This is a genomic window from Limosilactobacillus sp. C0001E2 (assembly GCF_056590915.1).
Map to the genome: position 1 here is coordinate 143709 of NZ_JBWPXC010000001.1, position 21258 is coordinate 164966.

General features: G+C 39.7%; 25 protein-coding genes. 2 read left to right on the top strand and 23 right to left on the bottom strand.

The features are described from left to right. Positions 1-37: 37 nt before the first annotated feature. The 3 genes from AC1EKL_RS00725 to ndk form a co-directional block, all read right to left on the bottom strand. Positions 38-463, bottom strand: a complete 426-nt coding sequence (locus tag AC1EKL_RS00725; protein ID WP_480189049.1) for a CopY/TcrY family copper transport repressor — start codon at positions 461-463, stop codon at positions 38-40. 47 nt (positions 464-510) lie between these two features. Next, entirely contained in the window at positions 511-1257 is a 747-nt protein-coding gene (locus AC1EKL_RS00730; protein ID WP_480189050.1) for an alpha/beta hydrolase, read from the bottom strand. A 349-nt stretch (positions 1258-1606) separates the two neighbouring features. Then, positions 1607-2044, bottom strand: a complete 438-nt coding sequence (gene ndk / locus AC1EKL_RS00735) for a nucleoside-diphosphate kinase (RefSeq protein ID WP_480189051.1) — start codon at positions 2042-2044, stop codon at positions 1607-1609. Between the two features lie 425 nt (positions 2045-2469). On the opposite strand from ndk, the gene AC1EKL_RS00740 reads away from it, so the two are divergent. Beyond that, complete coding sequence (locus AC1EKL_RS00740) at positions 2470-3459, top strand: zinc-binding dehydrogenase (RefSeq protein ID WP_480189052.1); 990 nt, start codon at positions 2470-2472, stop codon at positions 3457-3459. On the opposite strand, the gene AC1EKL_RS00745 is transcribed toward AC1EKL_RS00740, so the two are convergent. From AC1EKL_RS00745 to AC1EKL_RS00830, 18 genes are all read right to left on the bottom strand, one after another. Continuing rightward, on the bottom strand, positions 3449-3637 hold the full coding sequence (locus AC1EKL_RS00745; protein ID WP_480189053.1) for a hypothetical protein: 189 nt from the start codon (positions 3635-3637) through the stop codon (positions 3449-3451). The genes AC1EKL_RS00740 and AC1EKL_RS00745 overlap by 11 nt on opposite strands. Continuing rightward, positions 3637-3957, bottom strand: a complete 321-nt coding sequence (locus AC1EKL_RS00750; protein ID WP_480189054.1) for a hypothetical protein — start codon at positions 3955-3957, stop codon at positions 3637-3639. The genes AC1EKL_RS00745 and AC1EKL_RS00750 overlap by 1 nt, the downstream gene beginning before the upstream one ends. Continuing rightward, entirely contained in the window at positions 3938-5236 is a 1299-nt protein-coding gene (locus AC1EKL_RS00755) for a Y-family DNA polymerase (protein WP_480189055.1), read from the bottom strand. The genes AC1EKL_RS00750 and AC1EKL_RS00755 overlap by 20 nt, the downstream gene beginning before the upstream one ends. A gap of 108 nt (positions 5237-5344) precedes the next feature. After that, a complete protein-coding gene (locus AC1EKL_RS00760) occupies positions 5345-6352 on the bottom strand; it encodes a 2-hydroxyacid dehydrogenase (protein ID WP_480189056.1) in 1008 nt (335 codons plus the stop codon). A 31-nt stretch (positions 6353-6383) separates the two neighbouring features. Beyond that, positions 6384-7457 (bottom strand): AEC family transporter, encoded by a 1074-nt coding sequence (locus AC1EKL_RS00765; RefSeq protein ID WP_480189057.1) that lies wholly within the window; start codon positions 7455-7457, stop codon positions 6384-6386. 284 nt (positions 7458-7741) lie between these two features. After that, on the bottom strand, positions 7742-8509 hold the full coding sequence (locus tag AC1EKL_RS00770) for a sulfite exporter TauE/SafE family protein (RefSeq protein WP_480189058.1): 768 nt from the start codon (positions 8507-8509) through the stop codon (positions 7742-7744). A gap of 14 nt (positions 8510-8523) precedes the next feature. After that, positions 8524-9153 (bottom strand): GntR family transcriptional regulator, encoded by a 630-nt coding sequence (locus tag AC1EKL_RS00775; RefSeq protein ID WP_480189059.1) that lies wholly within the window; start codon positions 9151-9153, stop codon positions 8524-8526. Between the two features lie 20 nt (positions 9154-9173). Further along, a complete protein-coding gene (gene glyA, locus AC1EKL_RS00780) occupies positions 9174-10406 on the bottom strand; it encodes a serine hydroxymethyltransferase (RefSeq protein WP_480189060.1) in 1233 nt (410 codons plus the stop codon). A 133-nt stretch (positions 10407-10539) separates the two neighbouring features. Further along, positions 10540-11505 carry an alpha/beta hydrolase gene (locus AC1EKL_RS00785; RefSeq protein ID WP_480189061.1) on the bottom strand — a complete coding sequence of 322 codons (966 nt, stop codon included), beginning with the start codon at positions 11503-11505 and terminating at the stop codon, positions 10540-10542. Positions 11506-11538: 33 nt separating this feature from the next. Next, entirely contained in the window at positions 11539-12177 is a 639-nt protein-coding gene (locus tag AC1EKL_RS00790; protein WP_480189062.1) for an SDR family oxidoreductase, read from the bottom strand. A 21-nt stretch (positions 12178-12198) separates the two neighbouring features. Beyond that, positions 12199-12900, bottom strand: a complete 702-nt coding sequence (locus AC1EKL_RS00795) for a dihydrofolate reductase family protein (RefSeq protein ID WP_480189786.1) — start codon at positions 12898-12900, stop codon at positions 12199-12201. A gap of 84 nt (positions 12901-12984) precedes the next feature. Beyond that, positions 12985-14004: an alpha/beta hydrolase gene (locus AC1EKL_RS00800; RefSeq protein ID WP_480189787.1), complete on the bottom strand. Its 1020-nt coding sequence runs from the start codon at positions 14002-14004 to the stop codon at positions 12985-12987. 14 nt (positions 14005-14018) lie between these two features. Then, on the bottom strand, positions 14019-14750 hold the full coding sequence (locus AC1EKL_RS00805; RefSeq protein WP_480189064.1) for an SDR family oxidoreductase: 732 nt from the start codon (positions 14748-14750) through the stop codon (positions 14019-14021). Position 14751: 1 nt separating this feature from the next. Beyond that, positions 14752-15195, bottom strand: coding sequence for an LbetaH domain-containing protein (locus tag AC1EKL_RS00810; protein WP_480189065.1), 444 nt, complete (start codon positions 15193-15195; stop codon positions 14752-14754). Positions 15196-15341: 146 nt separating this feature from the next. After that, positions 15342-16223, bottom strand: a complete 882-nt coding sequence (locus AC1EKL_RS00815) for an alpha/beta hydrolase (RefSeq protein WP_480189066.1) — start codon at positions 16221-16223, stop codon at positions 15342-15344. Further along, complete coding sequence (locus AC1EKL_RS00820) at positions 16213-17283, bottom strand: PTS transporter subunit EIIC (RefSeq protein ID WP_480190163.1); 1071 nt, start codon at positions 17281-17283, stop codon at positions 16213-16215. The genes AC1EKL_RS00815 and AC1EKL_RS00820 overlap by 11 nt, the downstream gene beginning before the upstream one ends. Further along, positions 17280-17489 (bottom strand): hypothetical protein, encoded by a 210-nt coding sequence (locus AC1EKL_RS00825; protein ID WP_480189068.1) that lies wholly within the window; start codon positions 17487-17489, stop codon positions 17280-17282. Before AC1EKL_RS00825 ends, AC1EKL_RS00820 begins: the two co-directional genes overlap by 4 nt. Before the next feature lie 56 nt (positions 17490-17545). After that, positions 17546-18433 carry a 3-hydroxyacyl-CoA dehydrogenase gene (locus tag AC1EKL_RS00830; RefSeq protein WP_480189069.1) on the bottom strand — a complete coding sequence of 296 codons (888 nt, stop codon included), beginning with the start codon at positions 18431-18433 and terminating at the stop codon, positions 17546-17548. Positions 18434-18560: 127 nt separating this feature from the next. Between AC1EKL_RS00830 and AC1EKL_RS00835 the strand changes: the two genes are divergently transcribed. Continuing rightward, positions 18561-18956, top strand: a complete 396-nt coding sequence (locus tag AC1EKL_RS00835; RefSeq protein ID WP_480190185.1) for an ASCH domain-containing protein — start codon at positions 18561-18563, stop codon at positions 18954-18956. A gap of 96 nt (positions 18957-19052) precedes the next feature. Here the strand turns inward: AC1EKL_RS00835 and AC1EKL_RS00840 are convergent, their stop codons facing one another. Both AC1EKL_RS00840 and AC1EKL_RS00845 read right to left on the bottom strand, forming a co-directional pair. Further along, positions 19053-19754: an N-6 DNA methylase gene (locus AC1EKL_RS00840; protein WP_480189788.1), complete on the bottom strand. Its 702-nt coding sequence runs from the start codon at positions 19752-19754 to the stop codon at positions 19053-19055. Next, a complete protein-coding gene (locus tag AC1EKL_RS00845; RefSeq protein ID WP_480189071.1) occupies positions 19747-21258 on the bottom strand; it encodes an RNA-binding domain-containing protein in 1512 nt (503 codons plus the stop codon). The genes AC1EKL_RS00840 and AC1EKL_RS00845 overlap by 8 nt, the downstream gene beginning before the upstream one ends.

The window sequence follows — 21258 nt, forward strand, 5'->3', positions numbered from 1 at the left end:
ACATCGACCATGGGGGTTACTGTATTTTTAATAGCATTTAGTCACACCGTTCGCCAGGCACACAATTGCAATCCACCATTTTTGGAGCTGTTTGGGCCTTTTGTTTCAATAAGGTTTGTAGTGTTTGAATATCAGACTGGCTAAGTTGATGCTCTTTGATAATATGTACTAACGTTGATCCAACGTGCATCTCACAAAGACTAGAAAATAATTCATCAGCAGCGGTGTTCATCGTTTCCTGTTCTGCTACCAACGGTTCATAGATAAAATGGCGCCCCTGTTGCGTAGTTTTCAAAACTTTTTTCTGTACTAATCGTCGTAAGAGCGTCTTAATGGTTGCCGGTTTCCAATCAACCTTTCGCTGTAAAATATCGATTACTTGAGTACTGGTAACCCTACCCAATGTCCACGCGATTCGCATGACTTGCCATTCAGCTGGGCTAATTTCTAAACTTTTACTCATAAGTTCACCTCATTGCAAAGTTTACGTGTGTAAATTATAAAAGTCAATTATTCCTTTATAAAATCAGTTACTAATTGCTTAATCTCGGGTAAACGTTGTCCTTCTAACATATGATCTTCACCGGGCAGTAAATGTAGCTGGCTCTGCGGTAAAATTACGTTGTATTTACGAGAAGCTTCGGGGGAGACAATTTGATCAGCCAGGCCATGAATTAATAATGCTGGTTTTGCAAAATGTTGCGCCGTCTCATAAATTGGCAATAATTGAGCTGTTCTAAAGTATTGCCCACCAACTGCTTGACCGTGAACGCTAACTTCCAATGGAATATGGTTGGAATCATAGTGAGTTCCCTGACATTCACCCTTTAAGGCATCATCTTTAAGAGTGGCTGCTGGTGCTAAAAGCACCAATTTATTAACAATGTCGCGATAGTAACCCGCCAACATCGAAGCAACAACGCCACCTTGTGAATGACCAATTAGATAAATTTGTTTGGCACCCATTTGCGAACGTGCAAAATCAATAATTTGCATGCCGTCTAAGATTTCACTCAAAACCGTCATTTCAACAAATTGTCCCTGACTTTCCCCACATCCAGCAAAGTCAAAACGGAGCGTTGGTATTCCGGCAGCGTTTAGCGTCGCTGATAAATCATATAGTAATTGTCCTTGCTGATAGCCACGGTTCCCTTGAAAACCATGGAAAAGAATTGCTACCTGCTGATTTTCTAAATGGTCAGTCCCCTCTAGAACTCCTCGTAAGGTTATACCATCTCGTTGCACTGCTACTTCCATAATTAAATCTCCTTTGTTTTTAAACTTAAAATTAAGTCATTAATGAATATTTTAACGCAAGATAATTGACATCTAGACTTAATTTAGTTTATTCTCATTGAATTCTCACAAAAAAATTGGAATTTTTTTAGTTTTTGACTTTATTTTAAATGTGTATGGTTGTATTATATCTATCGTGGTAAAGATATAAAGCCACCTGGCAAGGCTCTTCCCCGATCCTTGTTAGTAGAATAATATTAGCCACTGAATGTCAATATTCAGTTTTGATGATTGATGCTATTTTTACAATTAGCCACGTGAAACTAGTAATCAATTTATAAAAGGTTGGGCCAGATTGGGTTCAACCTTTTTATTTTGACAATTTTAGTTCTGGAAACCAAATTTGAATTTCTCGTTGAGCATTGGCTGCACTATCAGAAGTATGAACTACGTTGCGCATCACTCCATCCGGCCACTCACGGCCAAAGTCAGCACGGATTGTCCCAACAGTTGCATCGCCAGGATTGGTTGCACCTGCCATTTTACGAATTTCTTTCACAACATTAGTTCCCGCAACCACAATACCAGCAATTGGACCTTCCTGCATATAATGGATTAATTCCGGAAAGAAACTTTGATTAACTTTATCAGAATAATGACGTCGTAACTGATCCTCAGATGCTTCAATCATTTTCAGCGCAGTAATCTGGTAATTTTTTCGTTCAATTCGGGTAATGATTTCTCCAAGATGGTGACTTTGAATTCCATCTGGTTTGACTAGTACTAATGTATATTCTGTTTGAAACATAATTAATCCCTCTTCCGCTAAAACTATTTTTAGATTAGCATAATCGGTTATCTTTGCAAATCCGATCATTATTGGAATCTTTAAATTCATAAAGCTTTCTTTAAGTTTGTAATCACTTTGTAATAATGATAGAAACATTTGATAAAATTAATTTGTAATTTGAATTTATTCCTAGTTTGGAGGGATTCATCATGAAAAATGAAGCAATTCAAATTCTTAAGGGAACACTCATCATTGGAATCTCAACTGGTTTAGGATACATGATTGGTGATACTCTACAAAAATCAAATGTAATTAAAGCGTTGTATTGAAAGCGTTACCATGTTAATATAATTAACAGATGACATACTACTTTCATAAAAGGGGCTTGGTGGACTGTTCTATCCGCTATCAAGGCCCCTTTTATTTTATTGTAAGGAGAAAAAATGAAAGCATTAGTTGTTCCAGATAGTAATTGTCATAGTATTAAAAATTTACAAATTATGAACGTACCTGTGCCCACCGTTACAAACAATCAAGTCTTAGTTAAAGTCCATGCAGTTGGCTTGAATCCTGTTGACTATAAAATTGTTGAAAGCGGAATTGATAGTTGGACATACCCCCACCCGCTCGGCTTGGATGTCGCAGGAGAAATTGTCGCAATTGGCAGTCAAGTTAATGACTGGCAGATTGGCGATCGAGTGTCAGGACACGGCAACCTTTTTAAAGCAGGTTGTTTTGCAGAGTACGTGAGTGTTCCGGAATATCAACTGGCAAAGTTGCCGGAAAACGTTAGTTATGAGCAAGCGGCGGCCCTCCTCTGTGGAGCCTTAACCGCCTATACAGCCATTAACCGCAAACCTAACCTTACTAACGTCCAGACTGTTTTAGTGCATGGTGGTGCCGGAAGCGTTGGAAGCCTAGCAATTCAATTCGCCCAACTACACGGTTTACAGGTTTTAACTACGGTTTCAACAAAGAAAATTCCGTTTGTCCGTCAGCTTAACCCTGACGTAATTATTGATTACCAATCCGAAAATGTTGATCAAAAAATTGCGAATTATACTAACGGCCATGGAGTTGATTTAATTATTGATACAGTTAGCAAAACGGAGGCCGAACGCGATTTGCACCGACTAGCATACAACGGCACATTAGTAACAATTGTAGACGTTCCAGAAATTGATGCAGATCTAATGTTTGATCACGCCTTAAACTTGTCAACGGTTAACCTAGGTGGTGCGCATGGTTCAGATAATCCTTTTCAGCAAGCTGATCTTGGTCATATGAATTCTGAAGTATTAGCGCTTCTTAGTGATGGTAAAATTGATCCACTAATTGAACGCGTCTTGTCGTTTGATGAAATCAAATATGGACTGCAGTTAATTAAGGATCACCGAGTAACTGGAAAATTGGTGGCAACAGTTACTGACTAATTGACTTTTGTTGTTCGCGTTTTCCATAATCAAGTTGTTCGTCATGAAAATCACGAATTGCTTTTCGGTGTTCGGAGAGGATGAATCCACCCCACTTCATCTTGCCCCGATCGTGGTAGTAATATTTAAAAAAGTTTTCCGCCACTTGGAATGTTTCTTGATCATTGTAATAGCGCATTATTGATTAACCTCCTGACTTAATCTCCGTTGCTCTTTACGACTAAAATGATAATAAACAAAGGTAAAGTGGTATTTAGTCCGAATTTCATTCAAAATAATGATTAACTCGTCGAAGGAACAGTTACTCACCTGACCGAGAGGAATTGACCTCGTAAAATGGTGTGGTCGGCGAATATTAAAAAAGAAAGTATAGCCGGTTTTGGGTGCATAGTAATTAACGATGATCCAGTAACGAACCTGCACAATATTGTTTTTAAAATAGCGATCTAGCTGACCAATAATTTTTTGGCCGGCTTTTTTAGTCCAAACTTTGTCCACCACTGTGACCACCTACCAATTTACTTCTCGCGATAAAGGTTGCCCCCTTCTCAAGGCTTGACGCCCGCATAATTGATGTTTTTCCAAACCGATGCCGTAATTCATCCATCGTATTTTCTAACTTAAGGCGTTTCGTAACGTGAGAATGAAAAAGATCCAATTGTTCACCCACGCGGCTGGATAATCTGGTACAGGCGATCCCTAGATGGCGAACGGCAGCATGACCATCCCAATATTTCTCAAATAACCAGATTACCTGCTCATTGATCTGATTAGTTTCGGCTGTCGAAACTGGTAATTTTAATGAATGGGCAAAACCAGTCTGACCATTCTCATCAACCACATTCATTGAATAGCTCACAAATAAGTGAATACCCTGACACTGCTTGTTTTGTGCGCGTAATCTGGCCGCCACTTGCGCCCCAATTTCCTTTAAAACAACTTCAATTTCTGCTCGCTGGTGATAATCACGGGGTAATACTTGAGAATTACCGATACTTTGATGACGAGTTCTGACCTGCTGCATCATTTGAGTTCGATCAATTCCCCATGCCGTGGCATACAATTGGGTTCCCATAATACCGAGCTGTGCCTTTAAATAAAACGGATCAGCGTGGGCTAAATCATCAACGGTATAAATGTTTAAACGATTTAGACGGGCGGCCGTACGATGATTAATTCCCCAAACATCTGTTAAATTCGGGATAGGCCAAATTTTACTAGGAACCGTCTGATTAGTAATCACACCGATAAACTCTCGATTATGCTTAGCATAGCAATCTAAAGCAATTTTTGCTTGGAGGGGATTATTGCCCAATCCGACCGTCAAAACCAATTGTTCTCGTGCTAGTACTTCCTGTTGGATTTGACGAATAACCGCCAGAATATTATTGCCAAAAAGCCGCCAGGAGTGGGTTAAATCCAGTAAGGATTCATCAATGGAATATGGCATTAGGTCCTCATCGGCAACATATTCATTAAAAATGCGATTAACTGCGGCATTTTTCTCAATGTATAAATTCATTCTTGGCGGCACCACGATTAAGTCAGGATCATCTGGCAAATCACGGCGCCGATTAACATTGGTAATATGGTAACGCTGCTTAGCCATGGGGGATGAAGCAAGAACTAAACCACTCCCCGTATTGGCCGCTTCAGACATTACAACCAAAGGTGTGGTTAATGGATCAAGGCCGCGTTCGGTACACTCTACAGTGGCGTAAAAGGACTTATTATCAATAAAAGCAAATACGCCGGCCGGTTCTTCTTCTGTAATCATTTGCTCACCTCACGAACATTTGTTCAAATAGAATTATATTATATTAAACATGCGTTCGTAAAGTGCAAAATAAAAAAGTAACCCAATTTTATGAGTTACTTTTTTAAATTAGCCTTTGTATTCTAAAACATTTTTGTTAGTTCCAGTTGTAAAGGTTTCGTGGAAGTTTTCAAAACTAATCGAGATCATGTCTTCCAGTGCTGGTTCAGTAAATGAACCCATGTGTGGTGTTAAGAGTACCTTTGGATAAAGTTTAGCTAAGTCACGAACGTCAGCATTTGGAATGTCATCTACAGAATCAAACTGGTGACCCATAATATCCTTTTCATCCACAGTAACATCACCAGCATATCCGGCAATTTCACCATTCTTAACTGCTTCCAAAATAGCCTTCGTATCTGCAATTTCGCCCCGCGCAGTATTTACTAAGATGGCTGACTTCTTCATCTTCTTTAAGAAATCTGCATCAATGAAGTTTTCGTTTTCACCAGGGAAATATGGAATATGAACGGAAACAATATCACTTTTTGCCAGAACATCATCCAATGGTTCAAATTCCACGTATTCTGCTGCCTGCTTAGAAGGATGGGAGTCTGAAGCCAGAACCTTCGTCCCCATTCCAGAGTATAACCGAGCTTCAGCTGTCCCAATCTTACCAGCACCGATAATCCCCACCGTTGATGAATGGATTTCTTTACTAAACAGATTTGGTGTTACTTTGAAATTCCCAGCAGCACTGTCAGTAGTTGCAATACTAGTGTGACGGAACAATTGCATTCCTAGAGTCATTGCTAATTCAGTAACCGCATATGGTGAGTAATTAGGTACTCGAGCAATTTGAATTCCTAATTCCTTAGCAGCCTTTAAATCGATGTGGTTGTAACCCACGGAACGCGTAAAGACGTACTTAATTCCGTAATCTTCAGCAAAGATTTTAAGGTTCTTGGCTGATGCGGCACAGTTGCCCCGAATTAAAATTGCATCCATGCCCTTAGCTTCATCGACGTTGTCATCAGTTAGAAACTCAGTCACTAACTTTAAGTCAAAGTCATACTTGTTTAATTTTTCAAAGTATGGTTCTTCAATTGGTCGAACCCCATAGCAAACGATTTTCATGATGATGCTTCCCTTCTTCAATACTTAAATCTTAGTGAAAAATACCTGCTGATTGGAGAATCCCTAACAATGCAATCCAGATCGGCATCATAACAACTGCCGAGACGGTTGATAATAATGATGCATTAGAAGTCAAGACCGCTTCACGATCGTAGCTAATTGCATATGCTGCTGCCACCGTTGCCGTTGGCGTTGCCATCATAATAACAACTGTCGCAATGGCAACGTAGTTTAATGGCAAGATGTGAACCGCATTTAAGATCAAGAGGATTACCAAGTTTAGTAATGGCACAATGATAACCTTGTTGAATGAGTAGTACCAAGAAAGCTTGTTAGTAACGGCTTCTTTAATCGAGATTGAACCTAAGGTACAACCAATCGCTAACCATGCCAATGGTGAAGCAAGTGATGATAAGTAATTTAATGGACGCCAGAGCCAAACTGCAGTTTGATCAATCCGGTAGAAAGCCACTTGTGTCATTCCTCCAGCGGCAACCCCGTTTTTCATTAATGGAACCGTAATTGTTGGCATCAGTGGCTGAATCAACCAAAGAATGAACCCAAGTAAAGTAGCAATTACGATTGGGTTTAAGAACATCTTCTTGATGTTGTCTTTTTCCATCTTTAATCCAGACATCTTAATGTAGGCATAGGAGTAAAGGAAGATCCGGTAACCGATGTTGAAAATGGAGCTATAAAGAACCCCTTCTGCACCGTAGATAGCTCCAACAATCGGAATCCCAAAGAAAGTAGTGGAACCGAACGTCGTTAAGATTCCCATTACCTCTTTCCGATCACGCTTTTGACCAGAGTAAAGCAATGGTGAGATGAAAATGAGGAGAATGTAAATTACAAATCCCCAAATTAAAACTCCAATTCCTTGATGCATCGACTTTTCATTAATTGGTTGCATAAAGGAATTAAAGGATAGTGCCGCGATGGCAACTGATAATACAACCTTGGTTAATACTTTACCGAAGTTTGGACCAAAGACGCCCCGCTTCCGTAAAAAGAACCCAAGTAAAATAATAAAAATGGTTGAAGTAATTGCGCTAACGATCGCTTGATTCGTGAACGTCTTAACAATTGCACTGCCGATATTCATAATCTGTCCCCCTGAGATTAGATAATGATTTTAAATTAACGATAATTGCAAATATTGTGCAACAATAACCTTTCTCACAATCAATACAGTTTGTCGACAACTTGTATACAAGCAATATACTAACAAACTTCTTTTATAATTCAACCCTTTTTCGCAATTTTTGTGGTGCTTTTCACAAAGTTTAACGCAATCAGTTGATTTAATGCGCTAATTACTTAAAATTTCACTAAATTAAAAACGACGCTTCGCCGATATTCACCAGCAAGACGTCGTTCGTGATTATATTAAAAGTAAGCTTGTTTAAAGTAAATCAATGCTTGGGTAACCGCCAAAATTGCAATAATCCACCTCATCAGCTTTGCAGAGACATGGCGGACAACAATTGGACCCAGGTAACCACCAATGAACATACCAATCGCCATGGGGATTGCATCCCACCATAAAATGTGCGAGGTAAAAGCATAGATTAGCAAAGCCGCAAGGTTGGTAAATGCCCCCACCGCATTTTTCAATGCGTTCACCACGATAAATTTTTCTTCAGTCAAATATGTTAACAGTACTAAAACAACAATTCCGCTGGCTGCACCAAAGTATCCAGCATAAATCCCAACTAGTACCAAACAAACAGTATAGAAAACCTGTTCCCAGACGGTATGTTGACGCCGCGGATTAGGCTGATGTTTACCTGATATTAAAACCAAACTTCCGGCAATCAGGATGAAAAATGGCACAACTTTTTCAAAGATCGCGCTCGGAAATGCCAATAATAGCCAACATCCGATGGCAGAACCAATCACCGTAAAGAATGCGTAGTATAAAACTTGTCGCCAATAACCATGTAACTCACGTAACGAACCTAAAATTGATCCCAGGCTTCCCCAGATCAAGGCCCCGTCATTTGTAACGTTAGCTAATACTGGTGGCACCCCTACACTAAGCAATAACGGATACGAGGCCAGCGAAGCAAATGAAGCTGCTGAAGCTAAAATTCCGGCCACGACCCCGCCGGCAATTAAATAACAAATGGTACCAAACGATGGAATTGCAAACATACTAAAACTCCTTTCTAGTCATTTAAATAATTCAAATAAGAACGGACTGAATCGTATACCCGTTGCAAATGATAGGCTAACGCTTTTTCAGCTTCATCCAGATTACGCTGACGAAGCCATTTGATAATTTCCTTATGTTCCTCCAATGAGCGACTCATCCGATTAGGATTATAGGAACTAACGTGGCGCGTCCGTGCCGTTTGTGCCTTTAAAATACTGAGAAACTGCGCTAACCGGGGATGCCCAGCAATATGAGTAATTAACTCGTGAAAATCAGTATCAACTTGTAAGTATTCATCCCAGTCTTCTTTAGCAGCAGCCTGCTCAAAGGCCTCTTCCAACTCATTTAACTTAACAATTGGAATCAGATTAATGGTCTTTTTTAACGCAAAAGTTTCTAATAGGCTCCGTAATTCATAGACCTCTTGCACTGCATCTACCGTTAATGGGGCAACCACATTTTCGCGCCCGCGCATTTCAATTAAGCCATCCGCTTCGAGCTGCTTTAGTGCCTCCCGAACCGGTGTCCGACTCATATTCAACTTATCGGTAATCTGATTTTCAGAAATTACTTCATTGGGCCGAAATTGGTTATGAACAATCTCGCCCCGAATATACTCGTACGCTTCTTCTTTTCTCGTCATGACTAACTCTCTCTTAGATTTTAGTTAATTGGATACTTTACCGTCAGTTCTTGAACTCCATTCCGAACTGCCTGCTTGGTTTCTTCATCTGGTTCATTCAACATTTGGACAATTAAATCGGCTACTTTGCGAACATCGGCTTCCTTAAAGCCCCGGCTAGTAACTGCAGGAGTCCCAATTCGTAACCCACTCGTCACAAATGGACTTCGTTGATCATTTGGAATTGCTTCTTTGTTAGTAGTGATGTTAACACTGTCCAGTAATGCTTGGGCATCCTTACCCGTTAAACCAGTATCGGTAATATCAAGGACCAGCAAATGGTTCTCAGTACCACCAGAAACTACCCGAACATTGGCCGACTTATTAAATTCATCCGCCATTGCTGCCGCATTTTTAACCACTTGGGCAATATAATCATGAAATTCTGGTTGTAAATCTTCATAAAAAGCCTGCGCCTTCCCAGCAATCACGTGTTCCAGCGGTCCACCTTGAATTCCCGGGAAAAGCGCTGAATTAATCTTTTTACCGATTTCTGGTGATTTGCTCAAAATCATTCCGCCACGCGGCCCCCGTAAAGTCTTGTGAGTCGTCGTAGTGACTACATCCGCTACTGGGACTGGATTGGGGTGCATCCCGGTAGCTACTAATCCAGCAATGTGCGCCATGTCAACCATTAAGTAGGCACCAACTTCATCTGCAATTTCCCGGAACTTCTGCCAATCAATGATTTTACTGTAGGCTGATGCCCCTGCCACGATTAACTGCGGTTGGATATTCACGGCCAGTTCACGAATCGCATCATAATCAAGCTCTTCCGTTTCTGGGTTTAATCCATAGCCATACGATTGGTAAATCTTACCGGAAAAGTTGACCTTAGAGCCATGGGTTAAATGCCCACCAGCATCCATCCCCATCCCTAAAATCGTATCACCTGGTTGTAATAGGGCTTGGTAAACCGCCATATTGGCTTGGGATCCTGAATGTGGCTGAACATTAGCAAACTCAGCACCAAATAACTGCTTAGCGTAGTCAATAGCCAATTGTTCGACTTGGTCAATGTATTGGCAGCCACCATAATAACGCTTGTTTGGGTAACCTTCCGCATACTTGTTGGTCAGAACCGAACCTTGAGCAGCCCGCACCGCATCTGAAACGATGTTTTCTGAAGCGATCAATTCGATCGTTTTTTGCTGACGTTGTTCTTCATGATGAATAGCTTCCCATAAAGCCGGTGATTTTCCTGCGTATTGCATGGCAATTCCCCCTTATTAAAACTTCGGTGAATATAAACAGCAAGTTTATTATACTAGATCGGTCCCTAAAAAACACTAACGGACGTTGCTCTTCTTTGAACAACGTCCGCATTTACTATTAATATCTGAATGACTAGCCTAAGTTTTTCTTGAAGAATTGATCAATTTTAGCAAACGGAATATAGTCATGGTCACCGCCATCGTATAGGTCAGTGTGCGTGGCATTTGGTACAATCAATAATTCTTTATTGTCGCTCTTTAATTTCTTAAAGGTATCCTCACCCATGTAACGGGAGTGAGCCTTTTCACCATGCACGATTAATACAGCATTCTTTAAGTCTTCCGGGTGAACCAGGATCTTAGTATTCATCCATCCTGTTTGACTTTGTAGAACCCAACCATCATTTGAGTTAACTGAACGCTTATGGTAACCACGCTTGGTCTTATAGTAAGCACTGTATTGCTTAACAAAATCTGGTTGGTCGTCAGGAGCTGGGTAGTCATAGCAACCGCCAGCCTTAGCTAAACTCTTGCTACCATATTCTTTGGTCCGTTGTTCAGCAATTTGCTTCTTACTTGCGTAACGGTCATCGGCAGTGTCCTTATCAAAGTAACCCCAGGCACCTACCCGTGGCATATCGTACATGGTAACCGCAGCAGTCGCCTTAATCCGTGGATCCATTGCAGCAGCATTTAATGAAATACCACCCCAACCACAGATACCAATAATGCCGATTTTTCCTGGATCGACATTATCTAGATTACTCAAGTAATCAACGGCCGCTTGATAATCTTCGGTGTTAATATCTAATGAAAATACATCTCGGGCATCACCACCACTTTCACCAGTAAATGATGGATCGAAAGCAATGGTTAAATACCCTTTTTCCGCCATTGTTTGCGCGTAAAGACCACTAGATTGTTCCTTAACCGCCCCGAATGGTCCTGCAACTGCTAAACCCTCATAATCCTTCGGTGTATATTGATCAGCTGCTAGGGTAACACCGAAATGGTTAGTAAAGGTTACTTTCTGATGATCAACTTTATCACTATTTGGGAAAACTTTATCCCATTCTTGGGTTAAATGTAATTTCTGCATATTTTTCCTCCTTATTAACAATTAATCAGACTTTTATATTTCTTCAATTGCCCGACTAACTGGTGTATCTCCATCCTCAACATCAAAAGCTTTGCGGATGGTATTATCATTTCCAAGCGAATCAACAATTAATGTAGCAACGTTGGCACGACTAGTATAGTTATGTGGCAGGTAATCGCCGATCGTAACTTTCCCAGTTCCTGGCTCATTGGTTAAGTTTTCTGGCCGTACAATGGTGTAGTCCAAGCTAGATTGTTGTAATAGTATATCAGCATAATACATGGCTGCACTATATTCTTCCCACTCATCCATCCACGCAAGCTTCTTTTCATCGTGGAAGTGTTGAATAGCACCAGCACTCACTAGGACTACTCGTTTAATTCCAGCCTGTTCAGCAGCTTGGTAGATCTTAACCTTACCATCAAGATCAACCATCCAACCACCACCAATGGAAATCACAATTGCATCAATATTATCAAGACTCTTTTTGATTTCAGTAACTGACTGGCGAACATCAACCACTCTTGCTTCAATCCCTTGATCTGTAAATTCTTTAACTTGTGACTGACTCCGCACACCAGCAACCGGTGTAAAATCAGCATTTTCTTTCAATTGTGCTACTACTTGACGACCAGTTTGTCCATGGGCACCAATAACTAAAATATTTTTCATCAAGGTTACCTCCAAACAGCTCTAAGCATTTTTAGTAAAGATCAGGTGGACACCACCATCGGCTAATTTGGTTGCTGATTTAAATACAAATTGCTCATTTGCAAAATTCCCGAGCGTATTAAAAGACGATTGAATCGCATTATCACCACTCACAAATGGAGCAATCACCAATGAAATTTCATCAACTAATCCCGCCCGAAGAAAGGCACCATTAATCGTTGCACCACCACATAAGGCAATTGTATCTAAGTTAAAGTATTGCCTTAACTTCAGTAACGCCTCATTTAAATCCAGATCTCGCTCGCCACAAATCAAGTACGGGATTTCCATTGACCGCAAAAATGATAAATATGCTTTAGGCGCTTGTTTAGTTAGCACTTCAACTGCTCGACTCTTCTTTCCACCATAGTCGAAATAATTACGCTCCCAACCTGCACGACCGTAACGATCAAAACTAACATCATAGGTTTCAGCATGAAAATCTTTGGGAACCCAATCTTCATACTCTAATTTTGAACCATCAAACTGTTTCAAATCAGGGTGGCCTTTAGCAGCATAAGCATTTACTGTTGTGATTCCATTGGCGTTAGCCGGACTCAATTTAAACAATTCATTTGAATAATATTTACTTGATGGTTTAGCTGCTTGTTGTTGTTCAAACGGGCCATCTATTTTCCCATCAATTGAGACACGCATATGGACGATAACTTTTGCTCGCTTCATCTTATTCATCTCCTAATGTTATCTTTGCCTTCGAAAGGTTATAAAAAAGAAGGATTGAAAATAATCCCCCATTTTATGTCCAAATTAGGCCAAATTCTTCTTAAAGAAACTTTCAAACTTGTCAAAAGGAATCTTATCCATTTGATCGTAAAGATCTGTATGAGTAGCATTTGGTACTAATACAAGTTCTTTAGGATCACTCAAACGCTTGTAAGCATCTTCTGCCATGTAACGTGAGTGCGCATTAGCACCTGTAACAATCAGTTTAGGAGCGCTAATCTTCTCAATCCGTTGTTGGAGTGGGAAGTTGTAGTAACCCCATGGGCTAGTAGCATCCCAAATCGCAGCAGAGTTAATTGCCCGTGGATGGTAAGCACGCTTTACATAATAGTTAAAAAATTCAGTCGTAACTGGATCAGCAGCAGCTGGCAATTCATCTGGGAATAATTTATTTGCCCGAACTGGTTGACCATTTTCATCAAATGGTAATTCATGGAAGCCACCAACATGTGTATCGTTATCAACATCTTCCCAGCGAATGTCAGCTAAATACTTCTTTTCGCGGTCACGTTCTTCTTCAGTCTTTGAGTTATTCAAACCAGACCACATTGATTCTGCCATGTCATACATTACTGAAGTAGCAACGGCCTTAATCCGGACATCAATTGAAGCCGCAGTTAAAACATGGGAACCTAAACCACAAATACCAATTGCCCCAATCTTTTCACGATCAACATACTTTTGGGTACCAAGGAAATCAACAGCGGCCGAGAAGTCTTCAACAAAAATATCAGGTGAAGCAACATTACGAATATCACCAGAACTTTCACCAGTAGTGGATTGGTCAAATGCTAAGGTTACAAAGCCTCGTTCATCAAGTGTTTGGGCATATAAGCCACTTGCTTGTTCCTTAACTGCACCAAACGGACCAGAAATCACGATTGCTGCATACTTCTTTGTTTCATCAAAATTTTCTGGCAAATAAAGGTTCCCAGCGATCATAAAACCATAACGGTTTTGGAAACGAACATCTTTTACTTCAATTTTTGGATCAACATTGAATACGCGAGTGTCTTCTGCTAATGGTTTTACACTATACTTCATTTTTCTAGTCTCCTTTAAATATCTTGTTTAATTGGTCGAATAATTACTTCATTAATGTCAGCATTATCTGGCATGTCGATCGCGAATTCGATTGATCGAGCAACGTCATCAGCCTTTAAGCCGACTTCTTTTTCAAAATTAATTTCTGCTTGCTTATTTTCTGGATTATTAATGGAATTGTATAATTCTGTCGCTACCGAACCCGGTGAAACGATGGTAGTTCGAATCCCATCATTATGGTGTTTCTGGCGTAATCCTTCAAAGATTGCCCGAACTGCAAATTTTGAGCCATTATAAACGGCCAAATTTGGAATAACCACGTGACCCGCAACCGAATCAGTAGCGATAATCTGGCCACTCTTTTGCTTTACCATTACCGGTAGGACGGCCGCAATTCCGTTCAAAACACCCATGACATTTACATCAAGAATCTGTTGCCATTCATCATATGCACGATTGATTAATGCATTAACTGGCATCACTCCTGCATTATTGTAAAGAACGTCAACCCTGCCAAATTTTTCAACCGCCGCATCTATTAGTGCTTGAACTTCTTCTTTTTTAGTGACATCAACCTTTTTTACTAAGATTTCTGCATCGGGAAATTCAGCCTTCAGTGATTCTAGTCGGTCTACCCGACGCGCACCAATGACTAACTTAGCATGTTGCTTAGCCAATCGACGTGTGGTTGCTTCTCCAATCCCACTTGAAGCCCCAGTAATTACAACGACTTTATCTTTAATCATTCTATTTTCCTCCTTTAGCATCATGAGTAATAATTGATCCAGACTTAATCACTGAACCATCCGTAATCTTAACGTCTGGCAAAATCGTAACGTTTCCACCAATCCTGACATTATTACCAACTATGATTGATCCTTGCTCAGTACCATCGACTGTTAAAAGTGATGAGCCAGGCCCAATTTCAACGTTGTCACCAATCTTGATTCCCGCCTTATCTGCCATCATGACATTACAGCTAACTGAGACATTTTTACCAAGTTTGATATTCCGACCATAGTCACTATAGAACGGTAATAAAAATTGATTACTATCGTCTAATTGATAACCCAAAATTTCACTTAGTAACTGCTTAATCTGTCGCTTATTCAAACAGGATGTATTGAGATGCTGCAGTAACCGTTGGTTTTGTTCTAATAATCCTTGATCAACATTAACTTTGTTTAACAATTATTACTCACCTCCATTTATTAACTGTCTTTATTATATTTAACGAGATCTTCAATGTGAAATACTTATATATTTTAGCTATTAATAGTTTTTAGTTATAGTTTGCCCATTAAAAAATCACCAGTAGAATACTGGTGATTCATCAATTATTTAGCTTGATCATTAATGTATGGTGTATTTTGCTTATTCCGTACCTTTTGTGCATGATCCAGAATATACCGATTAATTAGATCAACGATTTGCGTGTTTTGTGGTAAATCAGAATGCTGAGCATTATCACCAGATACCATGATTGTTGTAAAATGTTTAACTTGGTTTTGATAAATATATCGGCCAGTTAACACACTATTTAAGGGCACCAAACCATCCGAAGTAAAGGTTTGGGTTCCCGCCACTAAATAAACATTCATATTTTTGGGCAACCGTTTACGATATTTAATAAAGTCTGCCAGCATTTTTGTCTGATGATTCATCGACTTTTCATTAAAGTTATACGGTGAACCGATCATCATTAATTTCTTGATCCGTTCCGTTTGCTGGTAACGGGCATAGTAATGCTCTAAGAAATAAGTATAGATTAGCCCTCCATTGGAATGGCCAATTGCTTTGAAATTGTTAAAGTTATATTGTTTGGTTAACTCACGGAATGCTAAATTAAACCACCGTGCCTGCTGCTGGATATTGCTATAACCATCGTGGTTATTCTCGAATCCAACTACAATTATCGGTTCATTGTCATTCGGACGAATTCGACCAGAATACTGAATTTTATCATCCTTCATGACCTTTACCTTTAAAAGGCTGTGGGGATTCTTCCGGCGTCGATTCAGTTGATTAACTAAGCGATCAAAGCTATTAACGGACGCTGAACTACCCGGAATCATAATGACCGGTGACATTTTTGCATTATGCCATTTGGTCAAATTGTTAACATTGCGCTGAGACCATGATAAGGAAAGGACAATTAAAATAATCGTTAAGATAATTGAACAAATACTAATAATCCAGACTTTTTTACTACTCTTCATGGTCCACACCTGCCTTTACAATAATTTCTTCAGCAATCCGGACAAAGGGAACATAAATTAAAACGTCGACGACGATTAGGATGATGGATAAAATAAAGACACCCCTGTTTCCGTTGGTACCAACCAGTGCAATTAACGGCGCCGGTGTCCCTGCTGGAACTGGATAAATCGCTGCTGGAACCCAGTTTAGACTCAAAAGCACCCCTGAAACTAACATATTGACTAATGGTGCCACCACAAATGGAATGAAAAAGATTGGATTATATAAAATTGGTATCCCTAACATCATCGGATAATGATCATTAAAGATTGCCGGGAATAATGACCATTGGGCCACCCGTCGGTAACGCTTTTGGTGAGAAACAATGAAAATCGCGATGATTAGTGCTAGTACACAGCCACTTCCCCCAAAGTTGGCAAAGCTGTGAAAAATCGTGGTGTCAGTATACTTAAACGGTGCATTCCACGCTGATCCAGAACGGAGTGCATGCATCAAATTGGCCCATGACGGGGCATCCGTAAATGATGGACTGTTGATAAACGGACCACCAATCGCTAGAAATGCTAATATATCTGTTAACATCCCTAAGCCAATTACGTACCAAAAAGCCCGTCGACTAGAGTTGATGGTAATAAAGCTCGCCACATAGGTCGGTACTGATAGTCTTGCAAGGAGGCTCAGCAATAAATTAATCAGTGTCGCAATAATAGCGATAATAATGATTGGCTTTACCAACTCACTCAACTTTTGCTGATAACTTTTGGCAAACAGTACCAAGAGGCGACCACAAAAATAGCCAACTATAATGGCAAATAGCATTCCTTCTGATAAAAAATAATTATTAAAGCTCAAACTATCTTGAGTTGTTGTTTGGTAGGCAATAATCAAGAAGGCAAAAAGACCAACCGCACCGCCACCAGGAATATTTTTACCATACGCCTTAATCGTATAATGAGTACTAAAAAAGACTGCATATAAAGAAATTAAATTAATGGTACATTCAAAAATGATTTGACTAATTGTCCCTAATTGTTGGTATAACGGTAACCATTGTTTCAAATTAAAAATCGTCGCAATATACCCGGAATTAGAGAGAAAATTAAATCGCAAGACGGAGGCAAAACTCCCGCTGCGTCCTTGCCGACCTTGTTAGGATCAATATCGACAGCCGCAACTAATTTAACGGACTTGCGTTCACCAATCATCCGAACGGCCGCTCGACCAACGTTACCAAGGCCCCAAATAATGACTTTATATTGCTTCATGATTGTCGCTTCTTTCTGTTGAAACCGGTGCAACAAAAATGATGATTTAGCTAAACTTATTTAAAGAAATCCGGATCCTTATATTCTGGGTTTGGGTAATGGTAGAATCCTTGGCCCGATTCAACACCCGTGTGACCTTCATCGATCATCTTCTTCAAATTATCCGCAATCTTTTTAGCGAGTGGATCCTTGGTTTGTTGATATTGATTATTCACAATTTCGTAGGCAGTCCGAAGACCAACCACGTCCAAAATCATGAACGGTCCCATTGGCGAGCCATTTGAAATCATCCAGTCCTTATCAATTGTGTGCGGATCTGCGATGCCGTTTGCCCAGAGGGCTTGAGCAGCGTTCAGTAATGGAATCAATAATGCATTCATGACGTAACCATGGTTTTCCTTATTCAAAACCACTGGCACCATCTTGATGTCACGGGCGAACTTGATTATGGCGTCCTTCACTTCTGGTAACGTCTGGTCCGTGCCGACAATTTCAGCCACGTTGTGCGACCAGATATGGTTAGCAAAGTGCATGTGCAAGAACCGTTCCGGGAAATTCGTAAACTTGACTAATTGACTAGGAACAAAGGTCGATGAATTACTTGCGACAATTGTCTGGTCAGGAAGAACTTCGCCTAATTCTTTGTAAAAGGCTCTTTTGATTTCGACCGATTCAGAAACTGATTCAATTATTAAATCAGCGTCCTTGACTGTTGCGGCGAGATCATTACTAATGTCGACAATATTATCCATCGCCGCTTGATAATCGGCTTCCGTTGCGTGCATGTCTTGCATAAATGGCGCTTTAATGCTGGCTAACCGCTTTTCAGCCCGGTCAACGTGCCGGTTCCAAATCTTAACTTGAAAACCACACCGCGCGGTTTGAAAGGCAATTTGACTACCCAACACACCGGCTCCAGCTACGACAACATTTTTAATTTCCATTATGTCAGCCTCCTTCATTGTAGTAACTTCTCAACAACTTCATTATACTATGTGAACGTTTACAATGATAATTACCGGCTGGCAAAGTTGGTATAATGGTCCAAAAAGGAACAATTGGAGAGAAATGATGAAAGCTTTATCGATTCGCCCAGATGCGGCGCTAGATATTACGTTGGGACAAAAAGTCGAGGAATACCGGACGTGGAGTACCCCCTACCGTGGCGATCTGCTGATTTGTAATACCGCCAAGAAAATTCACGGGACGGTCCCCGGCTATGCTCTGTGTGTAGCAAAAATCTATGATGTGATCGAACGTCGCGATGCGGATGGTAAATATTATGCCTGGAAGATTGCGCCTTTTACTAAGGGTGGCTCGTACTGGATCGAACCAATTAAAGTCAAAGGTCAATTAAAATTATTCAATGTCGATGACCGTTTGATCCACCCGGCTCCCTTTAGTCGGATTGATAGCAAAGTTGCTGCCAAGTGGTTGATGGAGAAAGTGGAACCGTTGGTGTATTAGTCTGTTGAGATTTTAATGCAAAATAACACCCCCAGAACCAATTTTTAGGTTTCGGGGGTGTTATTGCGTCCTAATTTTAAGTGCAGTTACAATCAACTACTTAATGTTTTGCTTATAAATACTAGTCCAACCGCAAAGAGAATACTGCTTCATCGCTGAATCATCATTTTTAGAATCATCAAAAAATCCAGTATCCGCAAACAAGTCCATTTCTTCTGTAGCTCCTTGAACAGTACCAGTTGGCCCACTTTGATTAATGATAGATTCAAAAGTATATTCTGTTCGTTGAACTTTATTGCCAGACTCAGGTTTCCATTCACTAAAAATAATTGGTGAGCCATCCGAAGTTGTCTTTTCCAACGTATTCCCCTGAACCATATTAGCTTGAATAATCACTTTAGCACTATCAAGGACATGCTGATTAACCTTACCAGCAAATTTATCGTTAATGATCCGACTGTATTCCAGATTAAATGTTGTAATCATATTCATTACTAACATCTCAACATTGTCTTCAAGCAGTTCTACGCCGTACAAGGTTGATAAGGCGAGCAAGCTTTTATTGTTAAACGACTTTACCGATGTACTTTGACCCATTGCAACTTTGAGTTTTCTCTTTAATAGCTCAACCAGAAAAACACCTTCTCCTGCAGAAGGTTCAAAAAATGTCGCCTGTAAATCATTGATTTTAGTTTGTATTTCTGGCTGATCCAACATCAAATCAACGATTCGTTGGGGAGTAAACACTTCACCATGATCCTTTACCCGGTCAGATGATTTAATTATCCGTTCAGTCATTACTTGATCCCTTTTCTTTTTGAAATATTTTTCTCATCATATTAGGTAATTCTTGAATTAAGGCAATTATCTGCTCTTGGGTTTGCCGAATCCCATACTTTGTAGCTCTACCATTACCTCTCTTTTCAAGAATACCCTTTACAATTAATTCTTGTAATGATTTATCTACTTTAGATCTGGTCAACCCAGTCCTTTTTTCGATTTCCTTATGGCTTAATTCTTGACTTGGATAACTCACGATGGCCTTCAAAAGTAGTCGCTCTCTTTTTGAGATTTCTTTTCCTGAAAAAGAGTCAGCATAATCAACTTTCCAAATTCTCAGTGCTGTACCATGATAATCAGAACTTATTTCGGGGTTTCGAAAATTATTAACTACAGCAGATTCATAAATTTTTTCTCCACCATGTCCTGCCCGTTCACTTTCGCCAAGCTGAACAAATAATTTAGAGATTACCGGATTTCGTGATTTGGTCATATTGGTAGTGAAAAAAGAATTTACTGGTACCAACATTCTACCTGGATTAGTAAATTCATAATAATTAACCTTCACAAGCGCTCGCAACGGATCCTTTCCATAATAATTCGCGTGCATCAGCATATTTAATAATGCTTCCCGAAGGGCAATTAACATTGGCCCTGCTGTATCCTTACGATTCATATTACTATCCAGAGCAAACTTACTAGTAACGGTTGTTGATAATGCGGCTAAATTTCTTTTATAAAATGAATAGATATTTAAATTATCAGTGACTGAAGAAATCCGATTGAGCCATCGATCAACATTCGGCTTGCTCTGGTCTAAATAATCTAATTGAAAATAAGGAAAACGGTGAATAATGGCATTATTATTACCAAAAAATAGTAAACCACCAACGGTAATGCCTTCTTGACCATTACCTTCATAGTCCTTAGAAATAACCCCGATTTTTCTCAAAAAATGTTCCAAGTTATATTGTTTATAGCTAGAATACTGTTCTCTTGATGTTAATTCATCTTTATATGCATTTACAGAATCGATATCTAAATCATCAATCCAATAATTATCTAATACGTTTGTGTCCAGATCCGTTGCATTATTGATTAGTAACTGCTTGAGATCTTCCCCTTTAGCCTTCACATCAACTGAGCCTTTTCTTAGGTACGGTGTCCCATTAGCTCGAACTGGTTTTTGATTTATCTTTGCTTCCGGAACTGTAATTTCTATAACTTGTTTATTTGAAACATCAATTACTTTTACATCATCATTCGTGACAGTATTAACATTTAACACTTGATCCGCAGTTGACCAAAAATTTTCAAGTAATTCATGGGGGTTTGATACACCCGTTACAGAGAAGGACGGTCTACTTTGTGTCTTTCTGTCTTCGGCAACTCCTAAAATAATGACGCCACCTTCTGTATTAGCAAATGACGAAATTGTTTCCCACATTGCTTTAGAAAGTTTGCTACTATCTTCTTTATATTCTATATATTGATTTTCATCAGGTAAGTTAGAATAATCCAT

Excerpts from the sequence above, each read along its gene's own strand:
- AC1EKL_RS00725 (WP_480189049.1), bottom strand. The coding sequence starts at position 463 with ATGAGTAAAAGTTTAGAAATTAGCCCAGCTGAATGGCAAGTCATGCGA.
- AC1EKL_RS00730 (WP_480189050.1), bottom strand. The coding sequence starts at position 1,257 with ATGGAAGTAGCAGTGCAACGAGATGGTATAACCTTACGAGGAGTTCTA.
- ndk (WP_480189051.1), bottom strand. The coding sequence starts at position 2,044 with ATGTTTCAAACAGAATATACATTAGTACTAGTCAAACCAGATGGAATT.
- AC1EKL_RS00740 (WP_480189052.1), top strand. The coding sequence starts at position 2,470 with ATGAAAGCATTAGTTGTTCCAGATAGTAATTGTCATAGTATTAAAAAT.
- AC1EKL_RS00745 (WP_480189053.1), bottom strand. The coding sequence starts at position 3,637 with ATGCGCTATTACAATGATCAAGAAACATTCCAAGTGGCGGAAAACTTT.
- AC1EKL_RS00755 (WP_480189055.1), bottom strand. The coding sequence starts at position 5,236 with ATGATTACAGAAGAAGAACCGGCCGGCGTATTTGCTTTTATTGATAAT.
- AC1EKL_RS00760 (WP_480189056.1), bottom strand. The coding sequence starts at position 6,352 with ATGAAAATCGTTTGCTATGGGGTTCGACCAATTGAAGAACCATACTTT.
- AC1EKL_RS00765 (WP_480189057.1), bottom strand. The coding sequence starts at position 7,457 with ATGAATATCGGCAGTGCAATTGTTAAGACGTTCACGAATCAAGCGATC.
- AC1EKL_RS00770 (WP_480189058.1), bottom strand. The coding sequence starts at position 8,509 with ATGTTTGCAATTCCATCGTTTGGTACCATTTGTTATTTAATTGCCGGC.
- AC1EKL_RS00775 (WP_480189059.1), bottom strand. The coding sequence starts at position 9,153 with ATGACGAGAAAAGAAGAAGCGTACGAGTATATTCGGGGCGAGATTGTT.
- glyA (WP_480189060.1), bottom strand. The coding sequence starts at position 10,406 with ATGCAATACGCAGGAAAATCACCGGCTTTATGGGAAGCTATTCATCAT.
- AC1EKL_RS00785 (WP_480189061.1), bottom strand. The coding sequence starts at position 11,505 with ATGCAGAAATTACATTTAACCCAAGAATGGGATAAAGTTTTCCCAAAT.
- AC1EKL_RS00790 (WP_480189062.1), bottom strand. The coding sequence starts at position 12,177 with ATGAAAAATATTTTAGTTATTGGTGCCCATGGACAAACTGGTCGTCAA.
- AC1EKL_RS00795 (WP_480189786.1), bottom strand. The coding sequence starts at position 12,900 with ATGAAGCGAGCAAAAGTTATCGTCCATATGCGTGTCTCAATTGATGGG.
- AC1EKL_RS00800 (WP_480189787.1), bottom strand. The coding sequence starts at position 14,004 with ATGAAGTATAGTGTAAAACCATTAGCAGAAGACACTCGCGTATTCAAT.
- AC1EKL_RS00805 (WP_480189064.1), bottom strand. The coding sequence starts at position 14,750 with ATGATTAAAGATAAAGTCGTTGTAATTACTGGGGCTTCAAGTGGGATT.
- AC1EKL_RS00815 (WP_480189066.1), bottom strand. The coding sequence starts at position 16,223 with ATGAAGAGTAGTAAAAAAGTCTGGATTATTAGTATTTGTTCAATTATC.
- AC1EKL_RS00825 (WP_480189068.1), bottom strand. The coding sequence starts at position 17,489 with ATGAAGCAATATAAAGTCATTATTTGGGGCCTTGGTAACGTTGGTCGA.
- AC1EKL_RS00830 (WP_480189069.1), bottom strand. The coding sequence starts at position 18,433 with ATGGAAATTAAAAATGTTGTCGTAGCTGGAGCCGGTGTGTTGGGTAGT.
- AC1EKL_RS00835 (WP_480190185.1), top strand. The coding sequence starts at position 18,561 with ATGAAAGCTTTATCGATTCGCCCAGATGCGGCGCTAGATATTACGTTG.
- AC1EKL_RS00840 (WP_480189788.1), bottom strand. The coding sequence starts at position 19,754 with ATGACTGAACGGATAATTAAATCATCTGACCGGGTAAAGGATCATGGT.
- AC1EKL_RS00845 (WP_480189071.1), bottom strand. The coding sequence starts at position 21,258 with ATGGATTATTCTAACTTACCTGATGAAAATCAATATATAGAATATAAA.